General features: G+C 56.4%; 23 protein-coding genes and 2 tRNA genes. 6 read left to right on the top strand and 19 right to left on the bottom strand.

Going from position 1 to position 26,194, the window contains the following annotated elements; all coding sequences use genetic code 11:
• From AAY24_RS18080 to AAY24_RS18060, 5 genes are read left to right on the top strand one after another with little or no spacing between them, the layout of a single operon-like run.
• Positions 1 to 1,038, top strand: coding sequence for a catalase family protein (locus AAY24_RS18080; RefSeq protein WP_052761327.1), 1,038 nt, complete (start codon positions 1 to 3; stop codon positions 1,036 to 1,038).
• Positions 1,035 to 1,490, top strand: a complete 456-nt coding sequence (locus AAY24_RS18075) for a hypothetical protein (protein WP_046860853.1) — start codon at positions 1,035 to 1,037, stop codon at positions 1,488 to 1,490. Before AAY24_RS18080 ends, AAY24_RS18075 begins: the two co-directional genes overlap by 4 nt.
• A 27-nt stretch (positions 1,491 to 1,517) precedes the next feature.
• Complete coding sequence (locus tag AAY24_RS18070; protein WP_052761326.1) at positions 1,518 to 2,819, top strand: hypothetical protein; 1,302 nt, start codon at positions 1,518 to 1,520, stop codon at positions 2,817 to 2,819.
• A gap of 13 nt (positions 2,820 to 2,832) precedes the next feature.
• Complete coding sequence (locus AAY24_RS18065; RefSeq protein WP_046860852.1) at positions 2,833 to 4,335, top strand: Dyp-type peroxidase; 1,503 nt, start codon at positions 2,833 to 2,835, stop codon at positions 4,333 to 4,335.
• Between the two features lie 32 nt (positions 4,336 to 4,367).
• Positions 4,368 to 5,561, top strand: a complete 1,194-nt coding sequence (locus AAY24_RS18060; protein WP_335337191.1) for a catalase family protein — start codon at positions 4,368 to 4,370, stop codon at positions 5,559 to 5,561.
• A 4-nt stretch (positions 5,562 to 5,565) separates the two neighbouring features.
• Here the strand turns inward: AAY24_RS18060 and asnB are convergent, their stop codons facing one another.
• From asnB to recA, 11 genes are all read right to left on the bottom strand, one after another.
• Positions 5,566 to 7,446, bottom strand: coding sequence for an asparagine synthase (glutamine-hydrolyzing) (asnB, locus tag AAY24_RS18055; RefSeq protein WP_046860850.1), 1,881 nt, complete (start codon positions 7,444 to 7,446; stop codon positions 5,566 to 5,568).
• A gap of 333 nt (positions 7,447 to 7,779) precedes the next feature.
• On the bottom strand, positions 7,780 to 8,727 hold the full coding sequence (locus AAY24_RS18050) for an endonuclease/exonuclease/phosphatase family protein (protein WP_046860849.1): 948 nt from the start codon (positions 8,725 to 8,727) through the stop codon (positions 7,780 to 7,782).
• A gap of 283 nt (positions 8,728 to 9,010) precedes the next feature.
• On the bottom strand, positions 9,011 to 9,682 hold the full coding sequence (locus AAY24_RS18045; RefSeq protein ID WP_052761325.1) for an EAL domain-containing protein: 672 nt from the start codon (positions 9,680 to 9,682) through the stop codon (positions 9,011 to 9,013).
• Positions 9,645 to 10,001, bottom strand: a complete 357-nt coding sequence (locus tag AAY24_RS19720; RefSeq protein ID WP_082117221.1) for a PAS domain-containing protein — start codon at positions 9,999 to 10,001, stop codon at positions 9,645 to 9,647. Before AAY24_RS19720 ends, AAY24_RS18045 begins: the two co-directional genes overlap by 38 nt.
• Before the next feature lie 713 nt (positions 10,002 to 10,714).
• Positions 10,715 to 10,791: transfer RNA gene (locus AAY24_RS18040), tRNA-Arg, on the bottom strand.
• Positions 10,792 to 11,126: 335 nt separating this feature from the next.
• Positions 11,127 to 11,217, bottom strand: a tRNA-Ser gene (locus tag AAY24_RS18035).
• Between the two features lie 439 nt (positions 11,218 to 11,656).
• Positions 11,657 to 11,851 (bottom strand): carbon storage regulator CsrA, encoded by a 195-nt coding sequence (csrA, locus tag AAY24_RS18030; RefSeq protein ID WP_029133414.1) that lies wholly within the window; start codon positions 11,849 to 11,851, stop codon positions 11,657 to 11,659.
• A 247-nt stretch (positions 11,852 to 12,098) separates the two neighbouring features.
• Positions 12,099 to 13,331 (bottom strand): aspartate kinase, encoded by a 1,233-nt coding sequence (locus AAY24_RS18025; RefSeq protein ID WP_046860848.1) that lies wholly within the window; start codon positions 13,329 to 13,331, stop codon positions 12,099 to 12,101.
• Between the two features lie 117 nt (positions 13,332 to 13,448).
• Positions 13,449 to 16,055, bottom strand: coding sequence for an alanine--tRNA ligase (gene alaS, locus AAY24_RS18020; protein WP_046860847.1), 2,607 nt, complete (start codon positions 16,053 to 16,055; stop codon positions 13,449 to 13,451).
• 510 nt (positions 16,056 to 16,565) lie between these two features.
• Positions 16,566 to 17,015: a regulatory protein RecX gene (locus AAY24_RS18015; protein ID WP_234422212.1), complete on the bottom strand. Its 450-nt coding sequence runs from the start codon at positions 17,013 to 17,015 to the stop codon at positions 16,566 to 16,568.
• Position 17,016: 1 nt separating this feature from the next.
• On the bottom strand, positions 17,017 to 18,051 hold the full coding sequence (gene recA, locus AAY24_RS18010; protein WP_046860845.1) for a recombinase RecA: 1,035 nt from the start codon (positions 18,049 to 18,051) through the stop codon (positions 17,017 to 17,019).
• Positions 18,052 to 18,314: 263 nt separating this feature from the next.
• Here recA and AAY24_RS18005 point away from each other — a divergent pair, with 263 nt between their 5' ends.
• Complete coding sequence (locus tag AAY24_RS18005) at positions 18,315 to 19,616, top strand: DUF3422 family protein (protein ID WP_046860844.1); 1,302 nt, start codon at positions 18,315 to 18,317, stop codon at positions 19,614 to 19,616.
• Positions 19,617 to 19,636: 20 nt separating this feature from the next.
• On the opposite strand, the gene pncC is transcribed toward AAY24_RS18005, so the two are convergent.
• From pncC to AAY24_RS19665, 8 genes are all read right to left on the bottom strand, one after another.
• On the bottom strand, positions 19,637 to 20,119 hold the full coding sequence (gene pncC / locus AAY24_RS18000) for a nicotinamide-nucleotide amidase (protein WP_046860843.1): 483 nt from the start codon (positions 20,117 to 20,119) through the stop codon (positions 19,637 to 19,639).
• 852 nt (positions 20,120 to 20,971) lie between these two features.
• Positions 20,972 to 21,436 (bottom strand): hypothetical protein, encoded by a 465-nt coding sequence (locus AAY24_RS17990; protein ID WP_046860841.1) that lies wholly within the window; start codon positions 21,434 to 21,436, stop codon positions 20,972 to 20,974.
• Positions 21,433 to 22,851, bottom strand: a complete 1,419-nt coding sequence (locus tag AAY24_RS18705) for a hypothetical protein (RefSeq protein WP_052761324.1) — start codon at positions 22,849 to 22,851, stop codon at positions 21,433 to 21,435. Before AAY24_RS18705 ends, AAY24_RS17990 begins: the two co-directional genes overlap by 4 nt.
• Positions 22,848 to 23,591 (bottom strand): hypothetical protein, encoded by a 744-nt coding sequence (locus AAY24_RS17980; protein ID WP_046860840.1) that lies wholly within the window; start codon positions 23,589 to 23,591, stop codon positions 22,848 to 22,850. Before AAY24_RS17980 ends, AAY24_RS18705 begins: the two co-directional genes overlap by 4 nt.
• Positions 23,588 to 24,754, bottom strand: a complete 1,167-nt coding sequence (locus AAY24_RS17975) for a hypothetical protein (protein ID WP_199930431.1) — start codon at positions 24,752 to 24,754, stop codon at positions 23,588 to 23,590. Before AAY24_RS17975 ends, AAY24_RS17980 begins: the two co-directional genes overlap by 4 nt.
• Before the next feature lie 3 nt (positions 24,755 to 24,757).
• Positions 24,758 to 24,961, bottom strand: coding sequence for a hypothetical protein (locus tag AAY24_RS17970; RefSeq protein WP_046860839.1), 204 nt, complete (start codon positions 24,959 to 24,961; stop codon positions 24,758 to 24,760).
• A 10-nt stretch (positions 24,962 to 24,971) separates the two neighbouring features.
• Positions 24,972 to 25,484: a hypothetical protein gene (locus AAY24_RS17965; RefSeq protein WP_046860838.1), complete on the bottom strand. Its 513-nt coding sequence runs from the start codon at positions 25,482 to 25,484 to the stop codon at positions 24,972 to 24,974.
• Between the two features lie 104 nt (positions 25,485 to 25,588).
• Positions 25,589 to 26,146: an ATP-binding cassette domain-containing protein gene (locus AAY24_RS19665; protein WP_046860837.1), complete on the bottom strand. Its 558-nt coding sequence runs from the start codon at positions 26,144 to 26,146 to the stop codon at positions 25,589 to 25,591.
• Positions 26,147 to 26,194 lie beyond the last annotated feature (48 nt).

Here is a 26,194-nt window from a genome sequence, read left to right as displayed (position 1 = left end):
ATGAACCGGATACGCAAAACCAACCGGGATCGGTTCGCCCGTGCCATACCGATAGTCACACTCTTGCTGGCGGGATTGGCAGGGGCCGAGACACCCAACACCACCGAACAGCTGGTGGCGGAGATGAATCAGCGTATCGCGACTATCAGCCGTGCCAGCCGGGAGAACGGTATCATTCCACGCTTCAACCAGGCCAAAAGCCTGGGCTGTCTGAACGCCACGTTTCGGGTGCACGACGGGTTGGAGGACAGCCTCAGGCAGGGGCTGTTCGCAACACCGGCCAGCTACCCGGCCCGCCTGCGCTTCGCCAATGCCAGCCAGCAGGACGACTCTGAAAAAGACATCCGGGGTCTCTCCATCAAGCTGTTCCATGTCCCCGGACAGCCGGTCTGGGGTGCGCCGGGTATCCAGGATTTTCTGCTCAACAGCTATCCGGCCCTGTTTGTCGCCACCCCGGAGGATTTTCTCGCTTTTATCCGGGCCCGCCAGGATGGGAGCATGGTGAGCTTTTTTATCAATCCGTTCGACTCGCACCTGAAATCCCTGTGGATTCTCTACCAGGCCCGTGCTGTGCACAGCAGCCCGTTCGCCATTCGTTTCTGGAGTACCACGCCGTTCCGGCTCGGCAACGACGACAACCGGGCAGTGAAGTACTCGGTCACCCCCTGTAGCGGCAACCCGCCACTCGCAGCGCAGCCGTCCGGCCCAAACCAACTACGTGCTGCCATGCAGGCGCAGCTGGCGCTGGCGCCGGTCTGCCTGGAGTTCGGAATACAGCGGCGCACAGACCCGGCCAACATGCCGATCGAGGACGCCTCGGTGATCTGGGACGAGGAGCGTTCACCCTTTCTGCCGGTCGCCACCATCACTATCCAGCCGCAGGATTTCCAGAGCGCCGACGCCCTGGCCGACTGTGAAAAGATCAGTTTCAACCCCTGGCAGAGTCTCCCCGAGCATCAACCTCTGGGGCGGATGAACGCGGTACGGCGGGACACCTACCTGCGGGCCGCCCAATTGAGAAAAGCAGAGGCACCATGAATAAACGGGTAGCAGGATGGCTGGACAAGTCACGCGAACAACTGGATGAGATCTACCAGAGCTCTCCCGCCGGCGCCATCCCCTCCGGCGATACCCGGGGTACCGCCATCGTCACCGGTTCCCTGTTCTCCAAAACCCTGGCCGGTATCGCCCGGCTGTTCGCCTGGCAGGGCAAGATCTTCGACCTGTTCCCGCCGGACCAGCAGAACGGCATCCTGGTGAACAAGATCACCCCGTTCAGCCTGACCTTCGTGGTGGCCAAGGTGTATCGGGACAAGAGCTGGATGGATGGCAAAGAGACCATCGTCATCGACTATTCCAAAACCTCTTTCTTCGCCAAGGCGATACGGGACGAGATCCGCGAGGTTGAACCGGGCGTCTACCTGGGCAAGGTGTGGTGGGGCAAGACCCGGGTGCTGGACTTCGCCCTGACCCGGCACGATCTGCAATAACACGGGTCGCTGAATGGATTCCACCCCATGACACCCCAAGCCACTTTCATGATCGTTGCCAATATCGCCGAAGATCGGCTGGAACCGCTGCACACACTGCTGGAGGAGATGAACGGTGCCAACGGCCTGGTTGACCCGTTCAATACACTGTTTCCGTTTGGCCGATTCCAGCGCCTGCATGTGGCCCGTTTTCTGATCCTGCCGGAAGCGCAAGCGGGCGCCGACCCGACCCGGTTACCGGCAGCGCCACCGCGTCTGGTTTTTCTGGGCGATTGTGATGGCCCGTCCGACAGGTTCATCGCCGAGATGGCGGTGCTGGCCGGTCCCGAGTTGCGGTATATTTTCAGTCACTGCACCCCCTTTATCGGGACAGGTGACAGCCTGGTCAACTGGATGCAGGCCCATCAGGTTGAACCGGCAGCCAACTACATCAACTGGCGCGGTCGCACCGTCCTGCAGATTCGGCAGGAGGCGGCACTGCACCAGGCGCTGTCCGGTCAGCTGCGCCAACTGGTACAGGAGATCGGCCGGGATGATCCACGTGCCCTGCGCCAGCGGCTGCTCTCGTTTGTGGAGCGGGAGAGGGATGCCGGGCGACTGCACCTCACGCCCCCTGCCCCCACTCCGGTGGGCTGGTGGTTCAGGAACCTGATCCATAAACTGGGCGTGCCCCTGTTACTGCTGGCCCTGTCACCACTGTTCCTGTTGCTGTCCCCCTACCTGGTTTTACGCCTGCGCTACCTGGAGCGTCACGACCCGGAACAGGTGGAGCGTCCGCCCCGTTCGCACCTGCAGCAGCTGGCCGCCCGGGAAGACTATGATGTGACCAACCCGTTCAGTGCCTTTGGCGAGGTGAAACCACAACCGTTTCGCCGCTGCGCGGTGCGGTTTTTTCTCTGGCTGCTCGATTACGCCGCACGGCACGTCTACAACCGGGGTTACCTGACCCGGGTACAGACCATCCACTTTGCCCGCTGGGTGATGCTGGACAACAACCGGCGCCTGCTGTTCGCCAGCAATTACGACGGCAGCCTGGAGAGTTACATGGATGACTTCATCAACAAGGTCGCCTGGGGTCTGAACCTGGTGTTCAGCAACGGCACCGGCTACCCCGCGACCCGCTGGCTGATCAAAGATGGCGCGGAACAGGAACAGAAATTCAAATTCTATTTAAAGCGCCGGGCCCTGCCCACCCAGGTCTGGTACAAGGCCTATCCCGGCTACACCGCCTTCGACCTGGCCCGTAACAGCCGTATACGGGAAGGGGTGGAGGTTCGCCCGGACAACGATGCCGAGATCCGCCAGTGGCTGGCGCAGATTCAGCTGTGACAGGGAAACGCCCATGAGCAGACCCGCCGAACCGGACTACCAGGATATCCAGGCACTGGCCCGGTTTGGCCATGGCAGTCTGCCGGAAGCGCTGTTTCTACTGCTGGATATCACCGATCCGGCCAAGGCAGGGGCCTGGCTGGAGGCGGCACCGGTGAGCAGTGCCGAGTGGCTGGATACGCCCCCCGAAACCGCCCTGCAGATCGCCGTCAGTGCCGGCGGCCTGCGGGCACTGCAACTGGACGAAGCGCTCATTGAGGGGTTTTCCGAGGAGTTTATTGTCGGCATGGCTGCCGATCACAACCGTTCGCGCCGGCTGGGGGATGTGACCGACAACGCCCCGCAACACTGGGCCTGGGGTGGCGACCCGGAGCGGGTGCCAGGCCTGCTGGTGCTGCTGTACGCCAAAAGCGGCCGACTGGCGGCCTGGCGGGAGCAGATCCAGACCCCACTGTTCAACCAGGCGTTCAATACCGTGTCCGAGTTGACCACGGTCGATAGTGAAAACATTGAGCCGTTCGGTTTCAGTGATGGTATCAGCCAGCCGACCATCGACTGGGAGGGTCGGCAGACCAGCGACCTGCACCGCCGGGACGCCTACTCCAACCTGCTCTGCCTGGGGGAACTGCTGCTGGGTTACCGCAACGAGTACGGTCAGTACGCCCGACGTCCTCTGCTGGATACCGATGGGGACCCGGACGCGGCCCGGCTGCCAGCAGCGGAAGAGCAGCCTAATCTGCAGGACCTGGGACGCAACGGCAGCTACCTGGTGATGCGACAACTGCACCAGGATGTAGCCGGTTTCTGGCAGTTCCTGGACCAGCAGGCCAACGGTGATCCCCAGCAGAGGGAACAGCTGGCCAGCCGCATGGTGGGCCGGCAGCGCGACGGTACGCCCCTGGTTGAAAGCGATCCGCCGTCTGATCCGAATCAGTTTGATTTCCACGCCGATCCGCATGGTCAGCGGTGTCCGATCGGCGCCCATATCCGCCGCGCCAACCCCCGTACCGGTGATTTTCCGCCCGGCGTCACCGGCCTGTTGTCCCGTCTGGTACGGATTTTCGGTTTCGGTCGCCGGCATCCGGGCGATGACCTGATCGCCTCAACCCGCTTTCATCGTCTGCTGCGGCGGGGGCGGGTGTATGGTGAACAGCTGTCGCCGCAACAGGCATTGCAGGCGGACGCCACCCAGGCCCCACGGGGGTTGCATTTTATCTGCCTGATGGCGGATATCTCGCGCCAGTTTGAATTTGTCCAGAACGCCTGGTCCATGGGGCCAAAATTCGGCGGTGTGCAGAATGAGAGCGATCCTCTGCTGGGCAACCGGCAACCCCTGGCCAACGACCAGCCCACTGATCACTTCAGCCAACCCACAGCCCAGGGACCGGCCCAGGGCATCCATGCCCTGCCCCAATTTGTCACTGTCCGGGGCGGCGGCTATTTTTTCATGCCGGGCATCCGGGCCTTGCGTTACCTGGCCCACTGCGCGACCAGCCGGGACAAATCCAAATCATGAACAAGGCGCTACGCAGAAGGATCTATCCCGTTTTGGATAGAGTGCACCGGATCCTGGTGGCGGGTCTGAACCTGGAACGACGCCTGGAACCGCCGTTCCGGCCCACCCTGAATCGCCTGACCCGGGAACCGGTGGCCAGACTCCTGCAATACCTGATCAACCGCAGGCGACCCGATTACGGGCTGGGCCTGGCCGAGGAGAAGATCTTCCCCTGGGAAGAGCAGGCACTGGATGACATTATCGACCTGATGGCCGACCAGATGCGCGGCCATTTCAAGACCGGCCACTATGAGCGGGGCGGCAATACCAAAACCCATGGTATCGTGCGGGCCACGGTGACTGTTCGGGATGACCTGCCGGAGCACCTGCGCCAGGGAATCTTCGCCAGCCAGCGCAGTTATCCCGCCTATGTGCGCTTTTCCGGTCCCGGTCCCGACGTACCGGCGGATATCCGGGATGTGGGCTTCTCCAGCATGGCGATCAAGATTATGGATGTACCGGGCGCGAAACTGATGGAGGAGGAGCGGTTCACCCAGGACATGATGGGGGTCTGCACCCCTACCTTCGTCACTCCGGATGTGCGGGAGAATGCCAAGCTCCAGTACTGGAGCCTGATGGATATGCCGATCTACTACTTCATCAATCCGTTCGATTCACACATCCTGGACTTTATTATGCAGGCGCTGTGGAATGAAACCCAGTTCAACCCCCTCGGCCACCGTTACTACAGTTGTGTGCCCTACCTGCTGGGCGAAGGCCAGGCGATGATGTACTCGTTTGCCCCCAGGACCGAGGTACCAACCGACATACCCGGCCTGCCGTTCGGCTCGCCACCCTTCAACTACCTGCGTGACAACATGGTGAAAACCCTGGACCAAAATGACGTCACATTTGATCTGCAGATCCAGTTGCAGACCGATCCCCACCGCATGCCGATTGAGAATGCCGCGGTGCGCTGGCCGGAAAGACTCTCCCCCTATATCCCGGCGGCGACCATCCATATTCCCCAACAGAAATTCGACTCGCCGGCCCAGTTTGAGTTTGCCAAACGGCTGAAGATCAACCCCTGGCACTGTATCCCGGAGCATCGTCCCCTGGGCAACCAGAGCCGTGCCCGGCGACGCATGTATTTCGAGCTTTCAAAATTCCGCCAGGAGATGAATACAGTGTCACACCTGGAGCCGACCGGGGACGAGGTGTTCGACCAGTCCGGACCGGACGGATAACCCGTCAGCCGGCCTTGATCAGACTCTGTTCCAACCCGGCAATACAGAGGGTGCGTTTGCCCAGGGAAGAGCGCAGGATATTCGGATACTTTTGCGCCACGGACAGGAGTCGTTTCGTATTCACCACACCGGTCAGGCATTCGGTTGCGTCGATCAACTCCATGATCCTGGCCCGGTTGTTATTGATAAAGTGTTTACCATCCCACCTGAAACCCTGTTTCTGGCTGCGCCATTGGGTCGGCAGAGGTCGGAACGCGTCAAAGGCCTTGCGCAGTTCATGCTTGTTCCAGCACTCGGCATATTTTTTCCGATAGCCGGTAAAGACAAACGGATGCAGACGCAGATCCAGCAGGGGACTGCGGTTCTCCACACTGGCCATCATGGCGTTGCGATCGTTGTGCCAGATCCATTCGCCCAGACGTCCACCGGGCGCGATGTCATTGCACAGTACCTCGTTAAACCCCAGTCCCAGGTCATGCAGGGGGTCCGGGTTCTCCGCCGACCAGATCTCCCGCAACGGCATCTCCAGCAACGGATGCAGTTGTGCTGACAGGCGGGTCTTGAACGACTGTTTGCTGTTCAGATACCAGGCCGGCCAGAAGGCGTTGCGGATCTGTCGGCGCACATTGTTGACCTTACCCTCACAGGCGTAATTCTGCTTTACCCAGGCCCAGTCACGCCGTCGCACCGCATCCCGCACCGCCGCCTGGAACTGCCGTCCCCAGTAACCGCCAAACAGTTCATCGCCGCCGGTTCCATCCAGTACCACCGGAATCCCCTGCTCGGCGATGGCCGCATACATCTGGGGCATGGCCATGGCGTTGCCATTGAAGGGAAACGCCTTTTCATGGTGACGGCAGACCTGCAGAAACTGGTCAAATGAGTTGCTGTCATAATCCAGCACCACGGTCTCGGCGGCCACGCCCAGCTCCTGAACGCACTTCCGGGCATACTCGTAGTCATCCGAGCGGCCGGTATCCCCCATGAAGATCTTCACCTGATCCTGCAGGTTTTCGCTATACAACACCGACAGCAGCAGGGAGCTGTCGATACCACCGGACAGCAGCAGGGCTACCGGCCGGTCGGATACCAGGCGGGAAGTCACACTGTCCCGCAGCACCTCAACCAGGTCCTGTTGCCGATCATGGCCGGCGAAGCCTTCGGCTGGATGGTGCCAGTCAAAATAGGCAGCGCCTTCCATCTCCCAGCGGCTGAAATCAAAGCGGCAGAAGTGGCCCGGGAGAATCTGGGATATCTGCTGAAAATGGGTCTCGGCCGAGGGGGATGGATGCATGGCGCCGAACAGAAAAAAGTCCAGCAACGCGCCGCGCTGAAACTCCAGGTTCAGCCCCAGGTAGCTCTTGATCGCGCCGATACTGGACGAAACACAGAGCACCTCGTCATCCAGATAGTAGAACAGCGGTTTTTTGCCGTAGCGGTCACGGGACAGGAAAAGGGCATTCTCAGCACCATCGAACAGGCTGAAGGCCCACATGCCGTTAAAATCGGCCAGTGCTTTGGAGCCACCCGAGAGCACCGATTTAAGTACCACCTCGGTGTCGCCGGTTGTAGTGAAGTCGCTACCCTGCTTTCTCAGGTCGGCACCGATCTGCCGGTAGTTGTACAACTCACCGTTGTACAGGAACACCTTGTCCTGGCTGACAAACGGTTGATGGGACCGGTCGCTGAGATCGAGAATCGACAGCCGCCGATGCCCGAAAGCGGCATGACACAATACATCTCCGTCCGCCGTGGGCAGCTTGAAATCGAGATAGTGGATACCCTGGTCATCAGGACCCCGGTGGCTCAGGGTATTCAGGGCGGCGGCAAACTTCTCTTTCGAGACAGGAATCGTCTTCTGAACAACCTGAAAAAAACCACACATATCGCTACATCCACTCCACTGACAGGCGCACCGGGCCGGGCATGCCGTTTCCAAACCGGGGATAATCCCATAACGACCCGTGCAAAGCCATATCCGGCCCCTGCCATAGAAAGGAAAAAACCTGAACCGTCGGCATCGTAGATCAGGCTATGTGAGTCAACTGGCCAACTAAGCGCCCCGTTCACAGCACCCCACCGGCAATAGTCCGAACCGGGTGTACCGATGATGCTGTCGACTGATTAACACCAGCTCCAGCTGTTTCAGTGACTCTACAGATCGCCTGTCGGTTGGTTTTCAAAGCCGGGTACACGACACAGGGCAGACACTGCCCGGTCAGATCTCAAACTCTGCCCACAAGGGCCGGTGATCGGCAATATGGTATTTCACTGCCCGATTGAAATAGTCAGGTCCAACCGCCCAGGCGTCCGCGAAGAAAGGGTCGCGATCAAAATCGAACACGCCCGAATGCCCCCGGTAGGCCTCCTGCATCCCCCCCGAATGGAAAGCCACCTGGTCATAATCCTTGTCACCGGCCAGGTTGCTGCCCATGGTGGTGGAGTGTTTCGGCAGTATCAGGCGCTTCGCTTTCAACGCCTTGTAGACATTGCTGGAGTTGTCCCGAATGGGCAGATTCAGGTCCCCCAGCACCAGGATGTTCCGGGAGTAGGCACCGGCCGCCTTGTGCCGCTGATCGGCCCAGCGGGCCAGGGCATAGGCCTCCAGTGCACGCCGGTCCTCATCGTAGTAGGCGTGGCTGCCAAAGAACAGATGGGCAGACACCGCGGTAAACTCCAGTGCACCGGCCCGGAAAGCCACCGCATAGGGATTGCGATCAAATCCGGTGAAGGCACCGGAAACACCCCGCAGGCGAATATAGCGTCGGTCGCTGGGCGGGACCGCCACCTCCGCGGCCAGCTCCAATCGGCTGACCTTGTCGCTGTCGAACAGGAAGCCAGCCCGTTCATCATTGCCGCCGATGTCCGACAGTATGACCTGATAGCTGGCCGGCAGATAGCTCATCAACAGACGCAAATGGGCCAGGGAGTCGGCAATCTCCTGAATGGCGACCAGATCAAACCAGCTGATGATTTCCGCCATCAGGGCCAGGTCATCATCTGTACGCTGTTGCAGGCCGAAGTTGGTCAGGTTCCAGGTTGCCACCAGCAACCGGTCAGCTGCTTTTGACGGGATGCCACGGGACGCCTTGGTTGACAATAACGCTTGGCGCTCAGTTGCCAGGCGATAGATAAACAGCGGAGATTCCTGCTCATGCGGGACCATGGTTACGCCTCGATCGGACCCTATGGCCCAGGCAGTTTCAAAAATGCAACGGGATCACCCGGTCCTGTTGCCCGTGGGTCGATCAAACATGCACCGGCAAACCCCTCTCCCCGGCCTGTGTCGATAAACCAGAACAGCATACATCAAATGTAGCCCATCATAGGGATTGGGAGTTATCCGTACCCGCTCGACACCGGGGATTGATTCACCAGGCGAATCCCCCCTGTGATTCAACGGCAAGTGGCCAGACTGAAATGAGTGGTCACTGACGCCATCAGGAACATCAGTTTCCGTTACGGTGTTCAATCAATTCTGGCCGGCGCAACTCCCAGTCAGCCAGCCACTCCGGCAGGGCTTCCACCGGCATGGGCCGGGCAATGAAATAGCCCTGGGCAAGATCACCGCCGCTGGATTGCAGAAACTCCCAATCGTCCAGGTCCTCTACCCCTTCCGCGACGGAGGTCATACCGAGTTGTGCGGCCATCTCCACACTCGCCTCATAAATCGCCCGACTGGATGTATTGCGACAGGCCAAATGGACAAAGCTCCGATCCACCTTGAGTTCATCGAAAGGCAGATCGCGCAGCTGCACCAGTGACGAGTGACCGGTACCAAAATCATCAATGGAGAGACTGACCTGCCGCAGGCGCAGGCGTGTCAGGATATCCAGTATCATCAACAGGTTTTTGAGTAACCGGCTCTCGGTCAGCTCCAATACCAGATACTTTAACGGAACTCCGGCCGCATCCGCCTCCCCTACAACCCGGTCAGGAAAGTCCAGTGCTTTGAGATTTTCCATGGAGATGTTTACTGATACATGCAGCATGATCCCTTGATCCAGCCAATCCCGGGTATGGTGCAATGCCTGGATCAGTACGGCGTCAGTCAGTTCATCGATCAGGCTGCTCTCTTCCGCCTCACCGATGAACTGATCCGGATAGATCAAGCCATCCATTGGATGTTGCCAGCGGACTGCTCCAGCAACGCCACCGCAGCGTCGCCATCCTGACAGGCTCTACTTGTCTCGAAGCCATGATCCAGCGCTCATCACCACTCATGGTCCGCCAGGGATATTTTGCGGGCTGGATGGCATCTGACTGTAGTGATTCGCTGAATCGCTCTCGCACCCGACTCAGCCGCGCTTGTGGTACCAGCAGATCCATAAGATCACGACCAATCACTTCGTCACGATGATAACCGGTCAATTCCTCACAGGAGTGGTTGAATAGCATAATCCGGCCAGCCGAATCGAGCACTACTACGAGATCGGACATCTGCTCCAGAAGAGCTATCAGTATTTGTAATTTGGATTGTGGCACTATCTTTTGTCGTTGGAATAGTTAATCGACTGCCAAACCACACCGATGGGAAACGGACGGACTATCCACATGAAACCTTGAGCCCCTCATAATTCCAACATTTAAACCGGATAGGTGTTTAACAAAGGTATACCCGATCAGCGATCTGCAGCAATAAAACAGATTGGCAATCAGCAACAGAAATGCGTGTCCACTACCGGAGAATGATTCAAATAGAAATATATTATGGAAGCCACAGACAGCCTCTTTTGCATCCCGGATAAGGAGGAGATAATCCAGTTCTAGTTGTGCTGGATTGTCCGGGAGGAGAACCGCTAGAAGATGGGGTCAGATGATTGGGAAGGTAAAAGTCTGATGGAGTATGATAATTTACTTATTCCCTGGTAATCTCTATGCGGACGGCACTTCACATCGTCCACAACGGCACCCTGCCATGTTGTGGAACCAGGGACGTTCTCACCCGACCCGAGCACTATAAACCCAAAAGGCCCACCTTGCGGTGAGCCTACTTGGTTTAAATGGCGCGCCCGGAAGGATGACTCGCGCTTTGCGCTCGTGCGGCGGCCCTTCGGGCCTTGTCGAACCGCCCTTTTGAAGTCGGAGGTTCGAACCCTTTTGGGGTATGCTTAAACAAAAAGCCCACCCGTTGGGTGAGCTTTTCGTTTATATGGCGCGCCCGGAAGGATTCGAACCTCCGACCACCTGGTTCGTAGCCAGGTACTCTATCCAGCTGAGCTACGGGCGCTTAACTTTGGAGCGCGAATTCTGAAGATTTCCGCCTCCTTTGTCAACTAAAAAGCTGACTTTGACAATAGCGGAGAGCGAGGGATGAGCTCCCTTCGGTCGCTTTGCTCCGCAATCGAACCTTCTATTTGAATCGAGGGTTCGAATCGTGAACTCGTCGACAGTCCACCATCACCAGATTTTGCACTGTCGTTCAAAATAATGGCGGAGAGCGAGGGATGAGCTCCCTTCGGTCGCTTTGCTCCGCAATCGAACCTTCTATTTGAATCGAGGGTTCGAATCGTGAACTCGTCAACAGTCCACCATCACCAGATTTTGCACTGTCGTTCAAAATAATGGCGGAGAGCGAGGGATTCGAACCCTCGATACGCTATTAACGTATACGCCCTTAGCAGGGGCGCGCCTTCAGCCACTCGGCCAGCTCTCCAAAATTCTGTTCACACGTTTAATGGTCCTTCGGACCATCAGGGGCGCGCGTGATTCGGTGCTTCGCACCTCCCCCCTTCGGGGCCGCCCTTCGGGCGTTCAGGATCCTGCGGATCCTAGTCAGCCACTCGGCCAGCTCTCCAAAATTCTGTTCACACGTTTAATGGTCCTTCGGACCATCAGGGGCGCGCGTGATTCGGTGCTTCGCACCTCCCCCTTCGGGATCACTCCGTATTAAACGAGCCGGGCTTTGCTCAGCCCCCTCCCGAAAGAGGCGGTATTCTAACCCATTTTTTTTCGTTTTGCTTCTCTGATTTTGAATTTAAAACGGCTTTTTTGGGCCGTTTTAAAGGCAAATCAATCCCTGATGACTTCGCCACCGGATCCACTTACTGCTAGTAGATACAATGGGGCCTGAACAGCCCCATCCAGGTAAACGATTACTCGTCCACTATGTCCTGATCAGTCTGCTGCTCACGCTTAATGCGTTCGTAAATCTCTTCACGATGCACGGTAACATCACGTGGGGCATTAACACCGATACGGACCTGATTTCCCTTAACACCGAGAACCGTTACGGTTACTTCATCGCCAATCATCAGAGTCTCGCCTACACGGCGTGTCAAGATCAACATCTTCCAATCTCCCTGTTTAATATCCGACTATGGCATTCCGAACACGATCCCTCCGAGGTACTCCATCCCCAGGATAGTGAAAAGAAACGCCGCCAACCAAGCACTTACCCCACAGGAGATGTGGCGAAAGAGCGGTGGAATCTTACCAGCTAACCCGCCTATAAACAAAACGAATTAAAAGAATTGCTGGTTAACTTATTCCACCAGGAGTGCCGACGGACAGACCCGGCACTCCTGAGAGTTGACTCTAGCCGATCTTGGCAGGTTCTGCTGACAGATTGAACGCCTCATGCAGCGCGCGAACGCCCAGTTCGAGATACTTCTCATCAACCACTACGGAGATCTTGATCTCGGATGTGGAAATCATGCGAATATTGATTCCCTCTTTCGAGAGAGCGGCAAACATGGAGCTGGCAATACCGGCATGGGAACGCATACCAACGCCCACCAGGGATATTTTTACGATGGTATTATCACCTTTGACTTCGCGGGCACCCACCTCCTGTGCCACCCCATTGAGAATGGCCAACGCCTTATCGTAGTCGTTTCTGTGCACGGTGAAGGTGAAGTCGGTGGTACCATCCTGTCCGATGTTCTGGATAATCATATCCACTTCGATGTTGGCATCGGAGATCGGCCCCAGTATCCGATAGGCCACACCCGGCTGATCCTGCACACCCTGAATGGTAAATTTAGCCTCATCGCGATTGAACGCGATACCTGATATCTTTGCGTCTTCCATACCCTTGTCCTCAAAGGTGATCAAGGTTCCCTCGCCCTCTTCGAAACTCGACAGTACGCGCAGGGGTACATTGTATTTACCGGCGAACTCAACCGCCCGAATCTGCAATACCTTGGATCCGAGACTGGCCATCTCCAGCATCTCTTCAAATGAAATCTTGCTCAGGCGGCGCGCCTTGGGCTCCACCCGGGGATCGGTGGTATAGACACCATCCACATCGGTGAATATCTGACACTCGTCTGCCTTCAGGGCTGCCGCCAGCGCAACCGCGGTGGTGTCGGAACCACCCCGTCCCAGGGTGGTAATGCTGCCCAGGTCATCAACCCCCTGGAAACCGGCCACGACAACCACCCTGCCAGCGTCCAGATCGGCCCGGACCTTAATGTCATCGATCTTACGGATGCGGGCCTTACTGTGAGCACTATCGGTGAGGATATTCACTTGCCCGCCGGTATAGGATTTTGCCGGACAACCGATCTTGTGCAGAGCCATGGAGAGCAGCGCGATAGTCACTTGCTCGCCGGTCGATACCAGCACATCCATCTCACGGGCAGAGGGGTGCTCCTCAATCTCCTTCGCCAGACCGATCAGCCGGTTAGTCTCCCCCGACATGGCGGAAACCACCACCACTAACTGATCGCCGCGCTCCCGCGCCGCAGCTACCTTTTCTGCGACCGCCTGTATTCTCTCGATGCTGCCGACCGATGTGCCACCGTATTTCTGTACGATAAGGGCCATTGATTGTGCTACTCGCTTCCAGTTACATGATTCGCCCGGCCAGAGGCCGGGCATCCAAAGGGCGTTAATTTAACAATAAATGCGGGGTTAATTCCACGACTTCATAAGCAGCGACTGTTATTGCCCCAGAGCGTCCCGCACCCAGCCTTCCACGGATGCCAAGGCTCCCGGCAGTGCAGCGGGATCACTACCGCCGGCCTGTGCCATATCGGGCCGTCCGCCACCTTTACCACCAACCTGCTGGGCTACAAACTTCACCAGGTCACCGGCTTTCAGAGTAGGAATCTGATCCTGGGTAACACCCGCTACCAGGCTGATTTTTTCACCGCTGACTGCGGCCAGCAGAATTACCGCACTGCCCAACTTGTTTTTCAGTTGATCCATGGTGTCACGCAGGGCCTTCGGATCGACACCATCCAGTTTGGCAGCCAGCACCTTGACCCCGGCCACATCAATTGCGCTACTTGCCAGGTCAGTACCGGCTGCGCTGGCCAGTTTGCTTTTTAACTGTTCCAGCTCTTTTTCCAGTCGTCGACTCCGTTCCACCAGTTGTGTGACTTTATCCGCCACATCGTCACGTCCCGATTTAAGCAGGTCCGCGATACGCTGCAACCGGTCTTCATCCTGCTCCACCCACTGGAGGGCGGCGGCGCCGGTGACCGCTTCGATACGCCGCACTCCGGAGGCGATCCCGGTTTCCGAAACGATCTTGAACAGGCCGATATCACCCACCGCCTTGACATGGGTACCGCCACACAGCTCGGTGGAGAAGTCCCCCATGCGTAATACCCGCACGTTGTCGCCATATTTTTCGCCGAACAGAGCCATGGCTCCGCTCGCCTTGGCGTCTTCCAGAGACATGATGCGGGTCTGAACCATATGGTTCTCCCGAATCTGCTCATTCACCATTTGCTCAATGGTACGGATCTGTTCAATCGTGACCGGCTCAAAGTGGGAGAAGTCAAAGCGCAAGCGCTCGGCGTTAACCAGAGAGCCCTTCTGCTGGACGTGATCGCCCAGCACCCGCTGGAGTGCGGCATGCAACAGATGGGTGGCGGAGTGGTTCAGCGCGGTAGCGGCCCGCCGGGTAGCATCCACCCGCGCCAACACTTCGCTGCCAACCTGCAAAGATGTGCCCTTGAAGCGCCCCTGGTGGATAAACACATCGCCGCCCTGTTTCTGGGTGTCGGTGACAATAAACCGGTTGGCACCACACTCCAGTACCCCCGCATCACCAACCTGACCGCCGGATTCGGCATAGAATGGGGTACGGTCCAGCACCACCAGCCCCTCTTCATCATCACCCAGGCTTTCTACCGATTGACCATCCTGGAACATGGCAATGATCGTTGCCTTGCTCTCCAGCTTGTCGTAACCGGTAAACTCGGTGGCACCATCCAGGTTGATCTCCACTTGCTCCGCATGACCGAACTGGCTGGCAGCGCGTGCCCGTTCCCGCTGCGCCTCCATAGCCTGCTCAAAACCCGGCATATCCAGACTCAGACCCCGTTCACGGGCAATATCGGCGGTCAGGTCGGTAGGGAAGCCATAGGTGTCATACAGTTTAAAGACGGTCTCGCCCGGGATCTGTTTATCACCCAGGGTGTCGATGGTCCCCTCCAGGATTTTCATACCCTGCTCGAGGGTCTCGGCGAACCGCTCCTCTTCCAGGCGCAACACACGGGTCACCTGATCAGCCATCCTGGGCAGTTCCGGATAGGCGTCCCCCATCTCCTGGCTCAGTGGAGCCACCAGTTTATGGAAAAACGGCTCTTTCATGCCGAGCATATAACCGTGCCGGATAGCACGCCGGATTATCCGGCGCAGCACGTAACCCCGCCCCTCATTGGACGGCAACACGCCATCCACCACCAGGAAAGCGCAGGAGCGGATATGATCAGCAATAACCCGCAGGGATTTCTCTTCCAGGTTGGTGCAGCCGGTCACCTCCGCAGCGGCCTTGATCAGATGCTGGAACAGATCGATTTCGTAGTTACTGTGTACATGCTGCAGTACCGCAGCCAGGCGCTCCAGACCCATACCGGTGTCCACCGAGGGACGGGGCAATGGCGTCAGTTCGCCGGACTGATCCCGGTTGAACTGCATAAACACCAGGTTCCAGATCTCGATATAGCGATCGCCATCCTCTTCCGGTGATCCCGGCGGACCACCCCAGACCTCGGGACCGTGGTCATAAAAGATCTCCGAACAGGGTCCACAGGGTCCGGTATCCCCCATGGACCAGAAGTTATCCTTGGCACCGCAGCGGGAGAAACGGCTCGGATCGACCTTCATCTCCTTGAGCCAGATATCCTCTGCCTCCTGATCCTCTTCGTAGACCGTCACCCAGAGCTTCTCCTCTGGCAGACCCAGGACTTCGGTGAGGAACTCCCAGGCGTACTGGATCGCTTCCCGCTTGAAATAGTCGCCAAAGCTGAAGTTACCCAGCATCTCGAAAAAAGTGTGATGACGGGCGGTGTAACCCACATTCTCCAGGTCGTTATGTTTACCCCCAGCACGCACGCAGCGCTGGGACGTGGTAGCGCGGGTATAGTCGCGCTTTTCCCGGCCCAGGAAGGTGTTCTTGAACTGCACCATGCCCGCATTGGTGAAAAGCAGCGTGGGGTCGTCATGGGGGACCAGCGAACTGCTGGGAACCTCGGTATGCCCCTTTTCGATGAAGAAATTCAGGAAGGCGGTGCGTAATTCGGCGCTGGTTTTCATACAGGCTAGATTATGTGATTAAAAGAAGTGGTGGATATTAGGCAGAACCGTTGGAATTGTCATCCGCAATTCTACGGAAATCGGTCGGGGAGAACAAATAACGGCCACCGCAGGACGAAGCTGGTTCCCGAGCCGACCACCTACTGCACAGGCCGGCAAGATCCGCCCCAGGCTATCCGCCGCTCCAGGCACCAGGGGAGAGCCATCCACAGTACTACCATCAGGCTTGGCCATGGCTGACCGCTGAAACATAGGCCCGCACATCCCCATAACCATTGTCCGTTTGAGGGAAGCATCAGCAGTGGGTATGGCTGAATGGTGGCGAGCCACCCATCAGTAGCAGCGCTCAACTCAGGGAAAGCATCACATATTATATAGAAGGAACGGTAATGGAGCAGATCGGGTAACCCTATCCAAACTGATCGAGGGACTTCAGCCACTGCAGGAGCTGTCTGTCATCTCCCCACTAGTCGGGACACACCAGACGCACCCTGCTCCGCCGCCCCTCTGTCAGTCAATCCCATCCCAAAGGAGGTCACGAATCATCTCACTGGGGAAGCCCCGATACTCCAGGAAGCGGGCGCGCTTTGCCCGTTCCCGATAGTCTGACGGCCGGGCGTCGCCAAACTTGCGCTGGCAGCATTGGCGTATCAGCTCCCGCCACTCCTGCTCTCCCGGGTCTGTGGCTGGTTCGATAAGATCGGCACTCACCCCCCGTTCCTGCAACTCCTGCCTGATCCTGACCGGCCCGAAACCCTTGCGTTTCCGGCTGCTCACATACTGTTCCACATAACGGGCGTCGCTCAGATAACCCCGCTGTTCTAGCCCATCCAGCACCTGTTCCAGCAATGCCGGCGTTTCACAGCGGGCGTGCAGTTTCCTGCGCAGTTCCGCCCGGCTGTGCTCTCTGGCGGCGAGCAGGCGGACAGCCGCCTGCTCCAACTCCAACTGCTCTGACACCTCAAACCTCGACACCGGCCTCCGACTCATCCGGGGCTTCATCAACCTTGGGGAAGGCCTGCTGGCGAATCTGGTCTTCCAGATGCTGGGCAATGTCCGCATTCTCTTTCAGGAAGTTGCGCACATTATCCTTACCCTGACCGATGCGGTCCCCGTTATAGCTGTACCAGGCGCCGGACTTCTCCACCAGGCCATACTGCACACCCAGGTCGATCAGCTCACCTTCACGTGAAATCCCCTCTCCATAAAGGATCTCGAAGTTAACCTGCTTGAAGGGTGGAGCCACCTTGTTCTTCACCACCTTGACCTTGGTCTCGTTACCGATCACTTCGTCACCCTTCTTGATCGCACCGGTACGGCGAATATCCAGACGTACCGAGGAGTAGAACTTCAGGGCGTTACCACCGGTGGTGGTCTCCGGATTACCGAACATCACACCAATCTTCATGCGGATCTGGTTAATAAAGATGACCACGCAGTTGGAACGCTTGATATTGGCAGTCAGTTTGCGCAGTGCCTGGGACATCAGGCGTGCCTGCAGGCCGACGTGGGTATCACCCATGTCTCCATCGATCTCCGCCTTGGGCGTCAGGGCCGCTACCGAGTCCACCACCACCACGTCCACGGCACCGGAGCGCACCAGCATGTCAGTGATCTCCAGCGCCTGTTCACCGGTATCCGGCTGGGATACCAGCAGTTCATCCACATTGACACCCAGCTTCTCTGCATACTGGGGATCCAGGGCATGCTCGGCGTCGACAAAGGCCGCAGTACCACCCTGCTTCTGAGACTCAGCCACTACATGCAGGGTGAGGGTGGTTTTACCCGAGGATTCAGGGCCATAGATTTCGATAATCCGCCCCTTGGGCACACCACCAATACCGAGAGCGATATCCAGATTGATCGAGCCGGTGGAGATCGCCTCGATATTCCTGATGGCAGTGCCATCGCCCATGCGCATGACCGCGCCCTTACCGAACTGCTTTTCAATCTGACTCAGCGCGGCACCCAAAGCCTTCTTGCGATTTTCGTCCATTATTTCCCCCGGTTTGACTGAGGGCGACATCCCGTCACCCGATACGTTCTACTGATGTTCTCTATTATTACACAGCCACAGGCTCAAGTCATGAGCCTGTTCACTTTTATTTAATCCCCATAAAAGCGACGGGATATTTGATAGCGACTGACCCCAGCGGTCGAAAATTGACCTAACCGGGCCTCCCCACCCAGGGCCGGATTCCGGGTACAATCGGCAGCGACATACCATTCAATCCCGATCCACCCAGCAGGGCAGAGAGCATGTTACCAGGAGAGACCGCCGGCATCGCCGATTATCCATTACGCAACCAGTTGGCCAGCGAGGTTCACGCCCGCCCCTATGAACAGCTGACCGCCCCGGTGCAGGCCAGTCACCTGGCCATCCTGTCGGACGAGTCCATGCTGGAGCAGGAGCACGAGGCAGTTAGCGCGCTGTGCGAACGTTTCCGTGTCGCGCCGCCATCCCCCTCCGCCCGCCACCACAGTGCCGACATGGGCATATTCCGCCTCAAGTGGGAGCGTCACAGCGAATTCTCCAGCTACACCTTCTTTTGTCACGCCCCCTTCGAACAACCCTTTCAGGAGACCGCCATCAGCCGGGTACCCACCGACTGGCTGAAACAACTGCCGGGAAAACTGCTGGCGGCCGTACACCTGGCGGTGGCCCCGAAGGACTACCCGAAACAAGAGATCGAAGAGCTGGCCACCCTGTTCGCCAGTAATACGGTGACCGGCTCCATAGTGACCGGTGGTGCCGCCCAGGTGTGGACCGACTTCCACATCCACGCCGACGGCTTCAGCCGTTTCCTGATCCAGGACAACCACCTGCGTAGCCGCCAGGCCGGCCGTCTGGTGCAACGACTCTGCGAGCTGGAGCAGTACCGGATGCTGGCCCTGCTCGCCTTCCCACTGGCCCAGCAATACGGTCAGCAACTGGGCCAGTTCGATCAGGCGCTGACCAGCCTGACCGGAAAAATCGTCGACATCGACAATCTGGAGGATGAACGCCACGCCCTGGAGCAGCTGACCGGACTGGCTGCCCAGGTGGAGCAGATCGCCTCATCCACCAGCTACCGGTTCAGTGCTGCCACTGCCTATTACGATATTATCCTGCAGCGCCTGGCTGAGTTACGGGAAGAGCGGATCGCCGGCGTGCAGATGCTGCACGAATTCATGCAGCGTCGCCTGGCCCCCGCCATGCAGACCTGCAAATCGGTGGAACAGCGCATCCAGGGCCTGTCCACCCGCGTCGCCCGCGCCTCCAACCTGCTGCGCACCCGGGTGGATGTGAGCATGGAGGGGCAGACCAAGGATCTGCTACGCTCCATGGACCGGCGTGCCCACCTGCAGTTACGCATGCAGGAGACCGTGGAGGGTCTCTCCGTCGTGGTGCTCAGTTACTATTTGCTGGGGCTGGTGGGTTATGGCCTGAAGGGGCTCAAGTCGGCCGGCATCGGCATAAACGTGGAACTGGGCACCGGCATCGCTATCCCGGTAGTGGTGACGGCGGTGTTCTTCAGCGTACGGAGACTGAAACGACTGGCGGGTCATACGGACAGTTGACCTCCGCTTCGTCCTGATCCCTAGAGCAGTTCCAGAACACCCTGGAGCGCCGTCAGCACGGCCTGGCGACGCACCGCCTCCCGGTCGCCAGCAAAACAGTAGCAGGTGGCCAGCGCTTCGCCGCCACGCCTTTGCCAGCCGAACCAGACGGTACCCACCGGCTTCTCCACGCTGCCGCCACCGGGACCAGCAATACCACTCACGGAAAGTGCCAGGTCTGCCTGGCTGTGAGCCAGGGCGCCGGACACCATCTCCCGCACCACCGCTTCGCTGACCGCTCCATGTGCCCTAAGGGTCCCAGCCTCTACCCCCAGCATCTCCTGCTTGGCCTGGTTGCTGTAGGTGACAAAGCCACGCTCGAACCACTCGCTACTACCGGCAATATCAGTCAGCACCTTGGCGATCCAACCACCGGTGCAGGACTCCGCCGCCGCCAACTTCAGCTGCCGGGACCGCAGTTGCTCCGCCACTTCCCGGGCCTGTTGTGTCAATTCATCATTCATGTCCCTAGTATCCGCACCGGCTCCTGCTCACGCAAGTGAGGCAGGTATGTCTGCTGTATTTTAAATTGAGATTCAGGAAAAGCTCCCTCTTTACTGGTAGATTCGATGCTCACACTTGTGATCGTTAGAGTAGCTTTACACATAGAACATATATAAAAAAAGAACTCCATACCCTATGTATTAACAACACCACAAGGACATTTAGTCAGCTGAGCATAGTCGTCAGAATGCCTGCCCCTGTAACAATAGTTGGTCTCAGCGAGGCTAAATAACCGACATACTACAAGGATCGGTTTCAACCTCTATATTGAAAATTTCTCTGTTTGAATACCACTAATTTTTTGGAGGGATTGCCGTACGCCGAATCCATACTTCATCAGCCATGATGGCGCGATCGCTCGCCCAGTCGTTAAGCATGTCAGCCGTCCGCTGCCATGTTTCGGCCCGCGCGACATCCCCCATCCTGCCTGCTCGTTCTGCGGCGTCATTTGCTATACGTGAGAAGTCCCGATACTCCTGCTCATAAAAAACTGTCAGTCTTTCCAGCCGCTGAGCTTCTGTCCAGCTCACGGAACCCGATTCACTTATATTCTGTCAAGAAATGTGGATAGAGATGAAGTCGCGCTACTATTGATCGATTGCATGAAATCATTAGCACAATCCTGAATCGACATTTGTTCCTGGCTCATGACAATTGCCTCCCTTCAGATATTTAATTAATTGTCGTGCTTGTTAAATATTTTAGGTAACGCCCTAACCCAGGCATACAACAACGATATAAATCCAGCAAGAGCAACCGTCATAACCACACTCCAGAAAGCAAATCCCAACCTGGATTCCAAGAGAGCTCGACTAATTCGCGATGAGGGCGCTGCCCCATCTGGGGAACCGGGGAAGTAGACCAAGATACCCAATACCCCTGCCGCAAAAAAAAGGAATTGCCACTAACACTCTCCACTTCGCCGCTGGCATACTGGCGACCTCAAACCCAAACGACTTGAGCATCCAGACAATCAAAAATGGGATGCACATCAACTCTGCAGCATAAATGGTTTGCGCCACTTCGGGGAATTCGGACATTCTCCCAAAACGACCAATACTAGGTACGTAATGCGATAGGATATTTATCATGTTTTCAATAACTGGATTTCTAGTTAAGACATCATCAGGCAATGTGTATGTAGCAACAGCAACAACCATGAATCCAATAACGAGAACAAGCACCGCCACCCACTCTTTCTTGCGCTCCTGTTTTGTAAGAGTTCTCCCCATTTTCGAATAGAAAATTGGAAAGACATCCTCTTTCTTAATTCTCATGCAGCCATCCTCCCTGAAGAACTCTCTTCTCTAGACATTTTCCTGTTCTCCAGGGCGGAGATACTCGCTACCTTGCGCACGTTACCCGAGCTCTGCATATCGGCCAGGGTCTTGGCCTGCTCGGTGAGCTGAATGGTGTCGCTGAATTCGCGGTAGAAGGGGTTGTCGATGAGATCAATGTCGGCCATGTTGCCGGTGACTTCGCCCAGGGTACCTTCAGAACCATCGGTGCGGATGTAGGAGCCGAGATCGGCCACGGCGTTGCCATTAGCAAGGACCTGGGTGTTCTCCTCCTTGCCAACGTGGAAGCCGGCGATGCCGAGTTCCTCCAGTGTCTTCAGTTCGTCCTCGTCGGTTTTGCCGTCGGAGTTCAAGTCCTGCCAGACGCGCAGTTTGTCCCAGTTGGCGTCACCCGCATCGACGTTGCCGTCGTTGTTTGTGTCCTCAGCGGCCAAAGCGGCGAAGCCGTCGGCGGCATTACCAACCACTTCGCCGTTTTCGTCCAGCAGCGGTGTGGAGTCGCCGAAAAGCTCCGTGCCGTTGTCGATAAGGCCGTTTTCGTTGCGGTCGAAGACCAGATAGCCGTCGTCCGGCTTGACCCAGCCGGTAGCATTGGCGGTACCGTCGCCATCGTGGTCGAAGAGAATGGGGTTGTCGGGATCGATGCCGGTGGTTTCGAGGCCATCATCATCGAGGTCGAGGGTCAGGGGGTCGCGGCGTTGGACCCAGTTGCGGGCGTTGAGGAAAAATGCGTTGACCCAAGTCGAAATATTGAGCCATCCTTGTGCGGATGTTGCAAGTGTTTGATAAAGGGCTTTGACAAACCCACCCCATTCAATGCTGCCCGTGGCATCGGCGTTTATATCCGCCATTGTCTCGCTGAACACGCCATCGCCAAGAGCATCCGAAAGGAATTCGATAGCCTGATCGAATGTCCCTTCCCAGTCATTGAACACATTGTCAAAGAAGTTCGATACAGCGTCTTCCCATGACTGTCCTTGCCGCTCGACATCATTGCAGGTTATGCACCACGCCGCCGGACCGGCGCGTTCATCTAGGAAGGTACCAGTCCAGGCATCGTTGGGAAGACCGTTATTGTTGAACACTTCGTGATGGTATTTACGAATGTCATCCGCTTGGATCGGTTCCCACTGGTTATCCTCTCGATATTCGAAGTCTTTTTGCATCAACTCCCGCATGATTTGGTTACGATCTAGCGGAATGCCCAGTTCCGACGCTTTATTCTCCATGAAGTTGTTGGCGTACTGACCCCAGAAGCCGCTATCAGTAGCCGCTTCATAGGCGAGGTTCCCGTAGTCGTGACCGTTGGCGGCCCGCGTGCTGTAGTAGCTCGCGGCATCGCCCGACTGTACATAGGACTGAAGCTGTGAAACGGTTTCCGGTGATAGGCTCATTGTAATCCTCCTTGCTTGGTATTAGCCTCAAAGCTGTTAACAAAAGCCACTACGGCATCGTCTATACCCTGCCAGTTATTTAGGTCCTTCCTTGAAAAGCTGTAGTGTATCGTGACGTATTTTGAATACTCGACATAGGTACTGCATGATGGAAATTCATGCTTACCTTCCTGGCCGCACTGAACCCAATAGAAATCACCATTAGCTTTACGGCCAGTGTATATTTCGTCGCCAGATATTCTTGGTGGGGATAAATGCTGAATTTTCAGACCAAACGGGCCCTGTAACTCTCTCGCTATTCTTGGTTTCTGTGCAGCATAGTCGTATAGAATTCGGTCGTATATTTCGCGTCTGGTCATGGATGTCCGGCTTGTACGGCTCCCCGGGATGTTATGCTCTCTTAATAGGATGTCCATCTTCCTGTTCCACCCCGGTTTATCAAACTCATACCGATTTGCCTCTGTGTAAGGTTCAAAATCCGGCCAAAGTGCATGCAGATTGACTCCTTGGACCTTACCGCCCTTCCAATCCTCCCGTGACCAGATATAGTTCTGTGGAATAGCGAACACCTTATATCCGATCTCCAGGTGTACTAACTTGGGGCTCGTTGATGTTCCATAACCGATATCAAAACGTTTTCCCGTCTCGTGGGATGCCCATATCCCGAACCCGGTTGTAACGGCATAAAGTCCTACCAGAATCGCAGCGAGGGCAGTGAACCACTTAATAATCCGTTTCATGCAGCCTCCGCCAGAACCCGTGGGAAGTGTAAACTCTGCATGTCAGCCAGGGTCTTGGCCTGCTCGGTGAGCGGTATGGTATCGCTGAATTCGCGGTAGAAGGGGTTGTCGATGAGATCAATGTCGGCCATGTTGCCGGTGACTTCGCCCAGGGTACCTTTAGAACCATCGGTGCGGATGTAGGAGCCGAGATCGGCCACGGCGTTGCCATTAGCAAGGACCTGGGTGTTCTCCTCCTTGCCAACGTGGAAGCCGGCGATGCCGACTTCCTCCAGTGTCTTCAGTTCGTCCTCGTCGGTTTTGCCGTCGGAATTCAAGTCCTGCCAGACGCGCAGTTTGTCCCAGTTGGCGTCACCCGCATCGACGTTGCCGTCGTTGTTTGTGTCCTCAGCGGCCAAAGCGGCGAAGCCGTCGGCGGCATTACCAACCACTTCGCCGTTTTCGTCCAGCAGCGGTGTGGAGTCGCCGAAAAGCTCGGTGCCGTTGTCGATGAGGCCGTTTTCATTGCGGTCAAAAACGAGATAACCGTCGTCGGGTTTTACCCAACCGGTGGCATTGGCGGTACCGTCGCCGTCGTGGTCGAAGAGGATGGGGTTGTTGGGATCGATGCCGGTGGTTTCGAGACCATCATCATCGAGGTCGAGGGTCAGGGGGTCGCGGCGTTGGATCCAGTTGCGGGCATTATTATAATCACCGTTCACATCTGGCATGATTCCGAGCGGATCCCACCACTCCAGAAAGTCACCCAACCATTGCACTGCATCATCATAGAGTTCTTCACCAGCCCACGAAATAAGGACTGCCGCACCAGCCACCACAGCAGCAGGAGCTCCTATCGCCGCAAGACCAACCGCAGCGAGCCCTCCCAAAGCAGCCCCGACATAACTTGCGGATGCTCCTTCAGGGTCTCCATCAATCAACTTGTCGATAATTTGATAAGCATCGACAGCGATCCCACCAGCTTGACCCACAACTTTTGCAACTCGGCTATCAGCAATCGTTTTTGACCAGTCATCTAAATCAGCAAGACCATCAGCGAGCCTATTATCGAGGTAGTCGGCTATCTGCCGCTGCTCGAACGCAGTCTTATCCAATGCATCTTGCCAAGCTCTATTTCCATCCATGCCGTACTGATCGGCCTGTTTTGCAAGATCACTCGCCATGTTCTATGCCTGCCTATAAGCATCAGCAGGGTTGGACACTATCTCTTCAGCGGCCTTATGGCCTTCAAGCGCCTCTTGCAAGATACGTTCGTTCGCTGCTTCAAGATACTGGGCGACATATTCCGCTGTTTTCGTCCCGATATCTTGCATTGCGTCCGCAATGGCATTATTGGTTTCGGTGTTGTTTTCTGTCGTTTGCTCAACCATCCTTAGCCTTTTATTGGTTTCGTTTAATTCTAAAAATCTCAGTAATCAATAGAGCACTCATAAGTAGCAATCCATATGTCCCAACCCACGCTGCGGTCGTGACAGCGATCACCCCAACCTCTGATTCCCTATACATTGTCTCCCAGCGACCTTTACCGGTCCCTGGGTAAGGATCATAAATTCCGTAAAATGTAGTCAGGCAACCAATCAGCAGCAGCAAAAAAACAAAAGGCACCCCCCACCCTCTTTGCTTAGCTGTACGCTCATATGTAGGTTCAATGTACGCAATATATGTGATCCAAATAAAAAATATTGGCGCAACCAACCATGCGTAGGTCCATATCCCATCAGCTGAGCAAGCGTTTTCTGGTGCAGCGGCCAGTTTGAACGATTTGATGGCCGGGACGATCCGAGAAACCCATTCCACCGAAGCAAATATGTCGCAGACACTATTGGCGGCTATCAGACCTATCCACCAGATGATCATTGTGAATATGAATCGGCGTTGTCCTTCTTTTGTCATACCTGAGCCAACTATTTCTTAACAAATCATTCATCGTATAAAGCAGGCATCGTACCGTTCAAACCGAACAACAACTCAAAACCAATCTATGAGAAGAGACATAATCATGCTTCCTTCCTTGCCATGTTGTTACCATTCCCTTGCCCAACAATCACTGTTTCGTTCACAAACAGTTTCTTTGGCACTTTGTGTGCAATAAACAATATCGTCACTTTTCCGTTCAGGTTATTGATTGTCGCCACAATACTCTCGGCAGCATGATCGTCGAGGTTTGATGTCGCCTCATCAAAAATAAGTATTTCGGGACGTTTCAGCAACGCTCGCGCAATAGCAATACGTTGTCTTTGGCCTCCTGAAAGTCCAACACCATTTTCACCCAGTTGCGTCTGATAACCGTCCGGCAGTTTTTCGATGACATCGTGGATACCCGCCCAACGACAGGCCGAGGTGATTTTCTCAATGCTGGGTTCAGTGTGTATTAACTGATTGCCCACAGGTAATGGCATCAATGAGGCAATGCGCGTTCTGCTAATGGACGTGCAAAGGTGATCGCTACGACAAATGCCTCGACGCTTGCCGGGAACATGCAGGGATACGGGAAACGCTGCCAGAGTTCGGCCAGCGTCCGTCTTGTTGCTGGTCTTGTTGTCGATGGCTTCCATGTTGCTCCCTGAGCCTTCCTCACTGTCCGATTGGCTCGATAGTTACTT

The organism is Sedimenticola thiotaurini (genome assembly GCF_001007875.1).
In the GTDB taxonomy this organism is placed as follows: Bacteria; Pseudomonadota; Gammaproteobacteria; order Chromatiales; family Chromatiaceae; genus Sedimenticola; species Sedimenticola thiotaurini.
The sequence above is the reverse complement of the archived record's forward strand: the minus strand, read 5'-3'. Positions and strand labels throughout refer to the sequence as shown.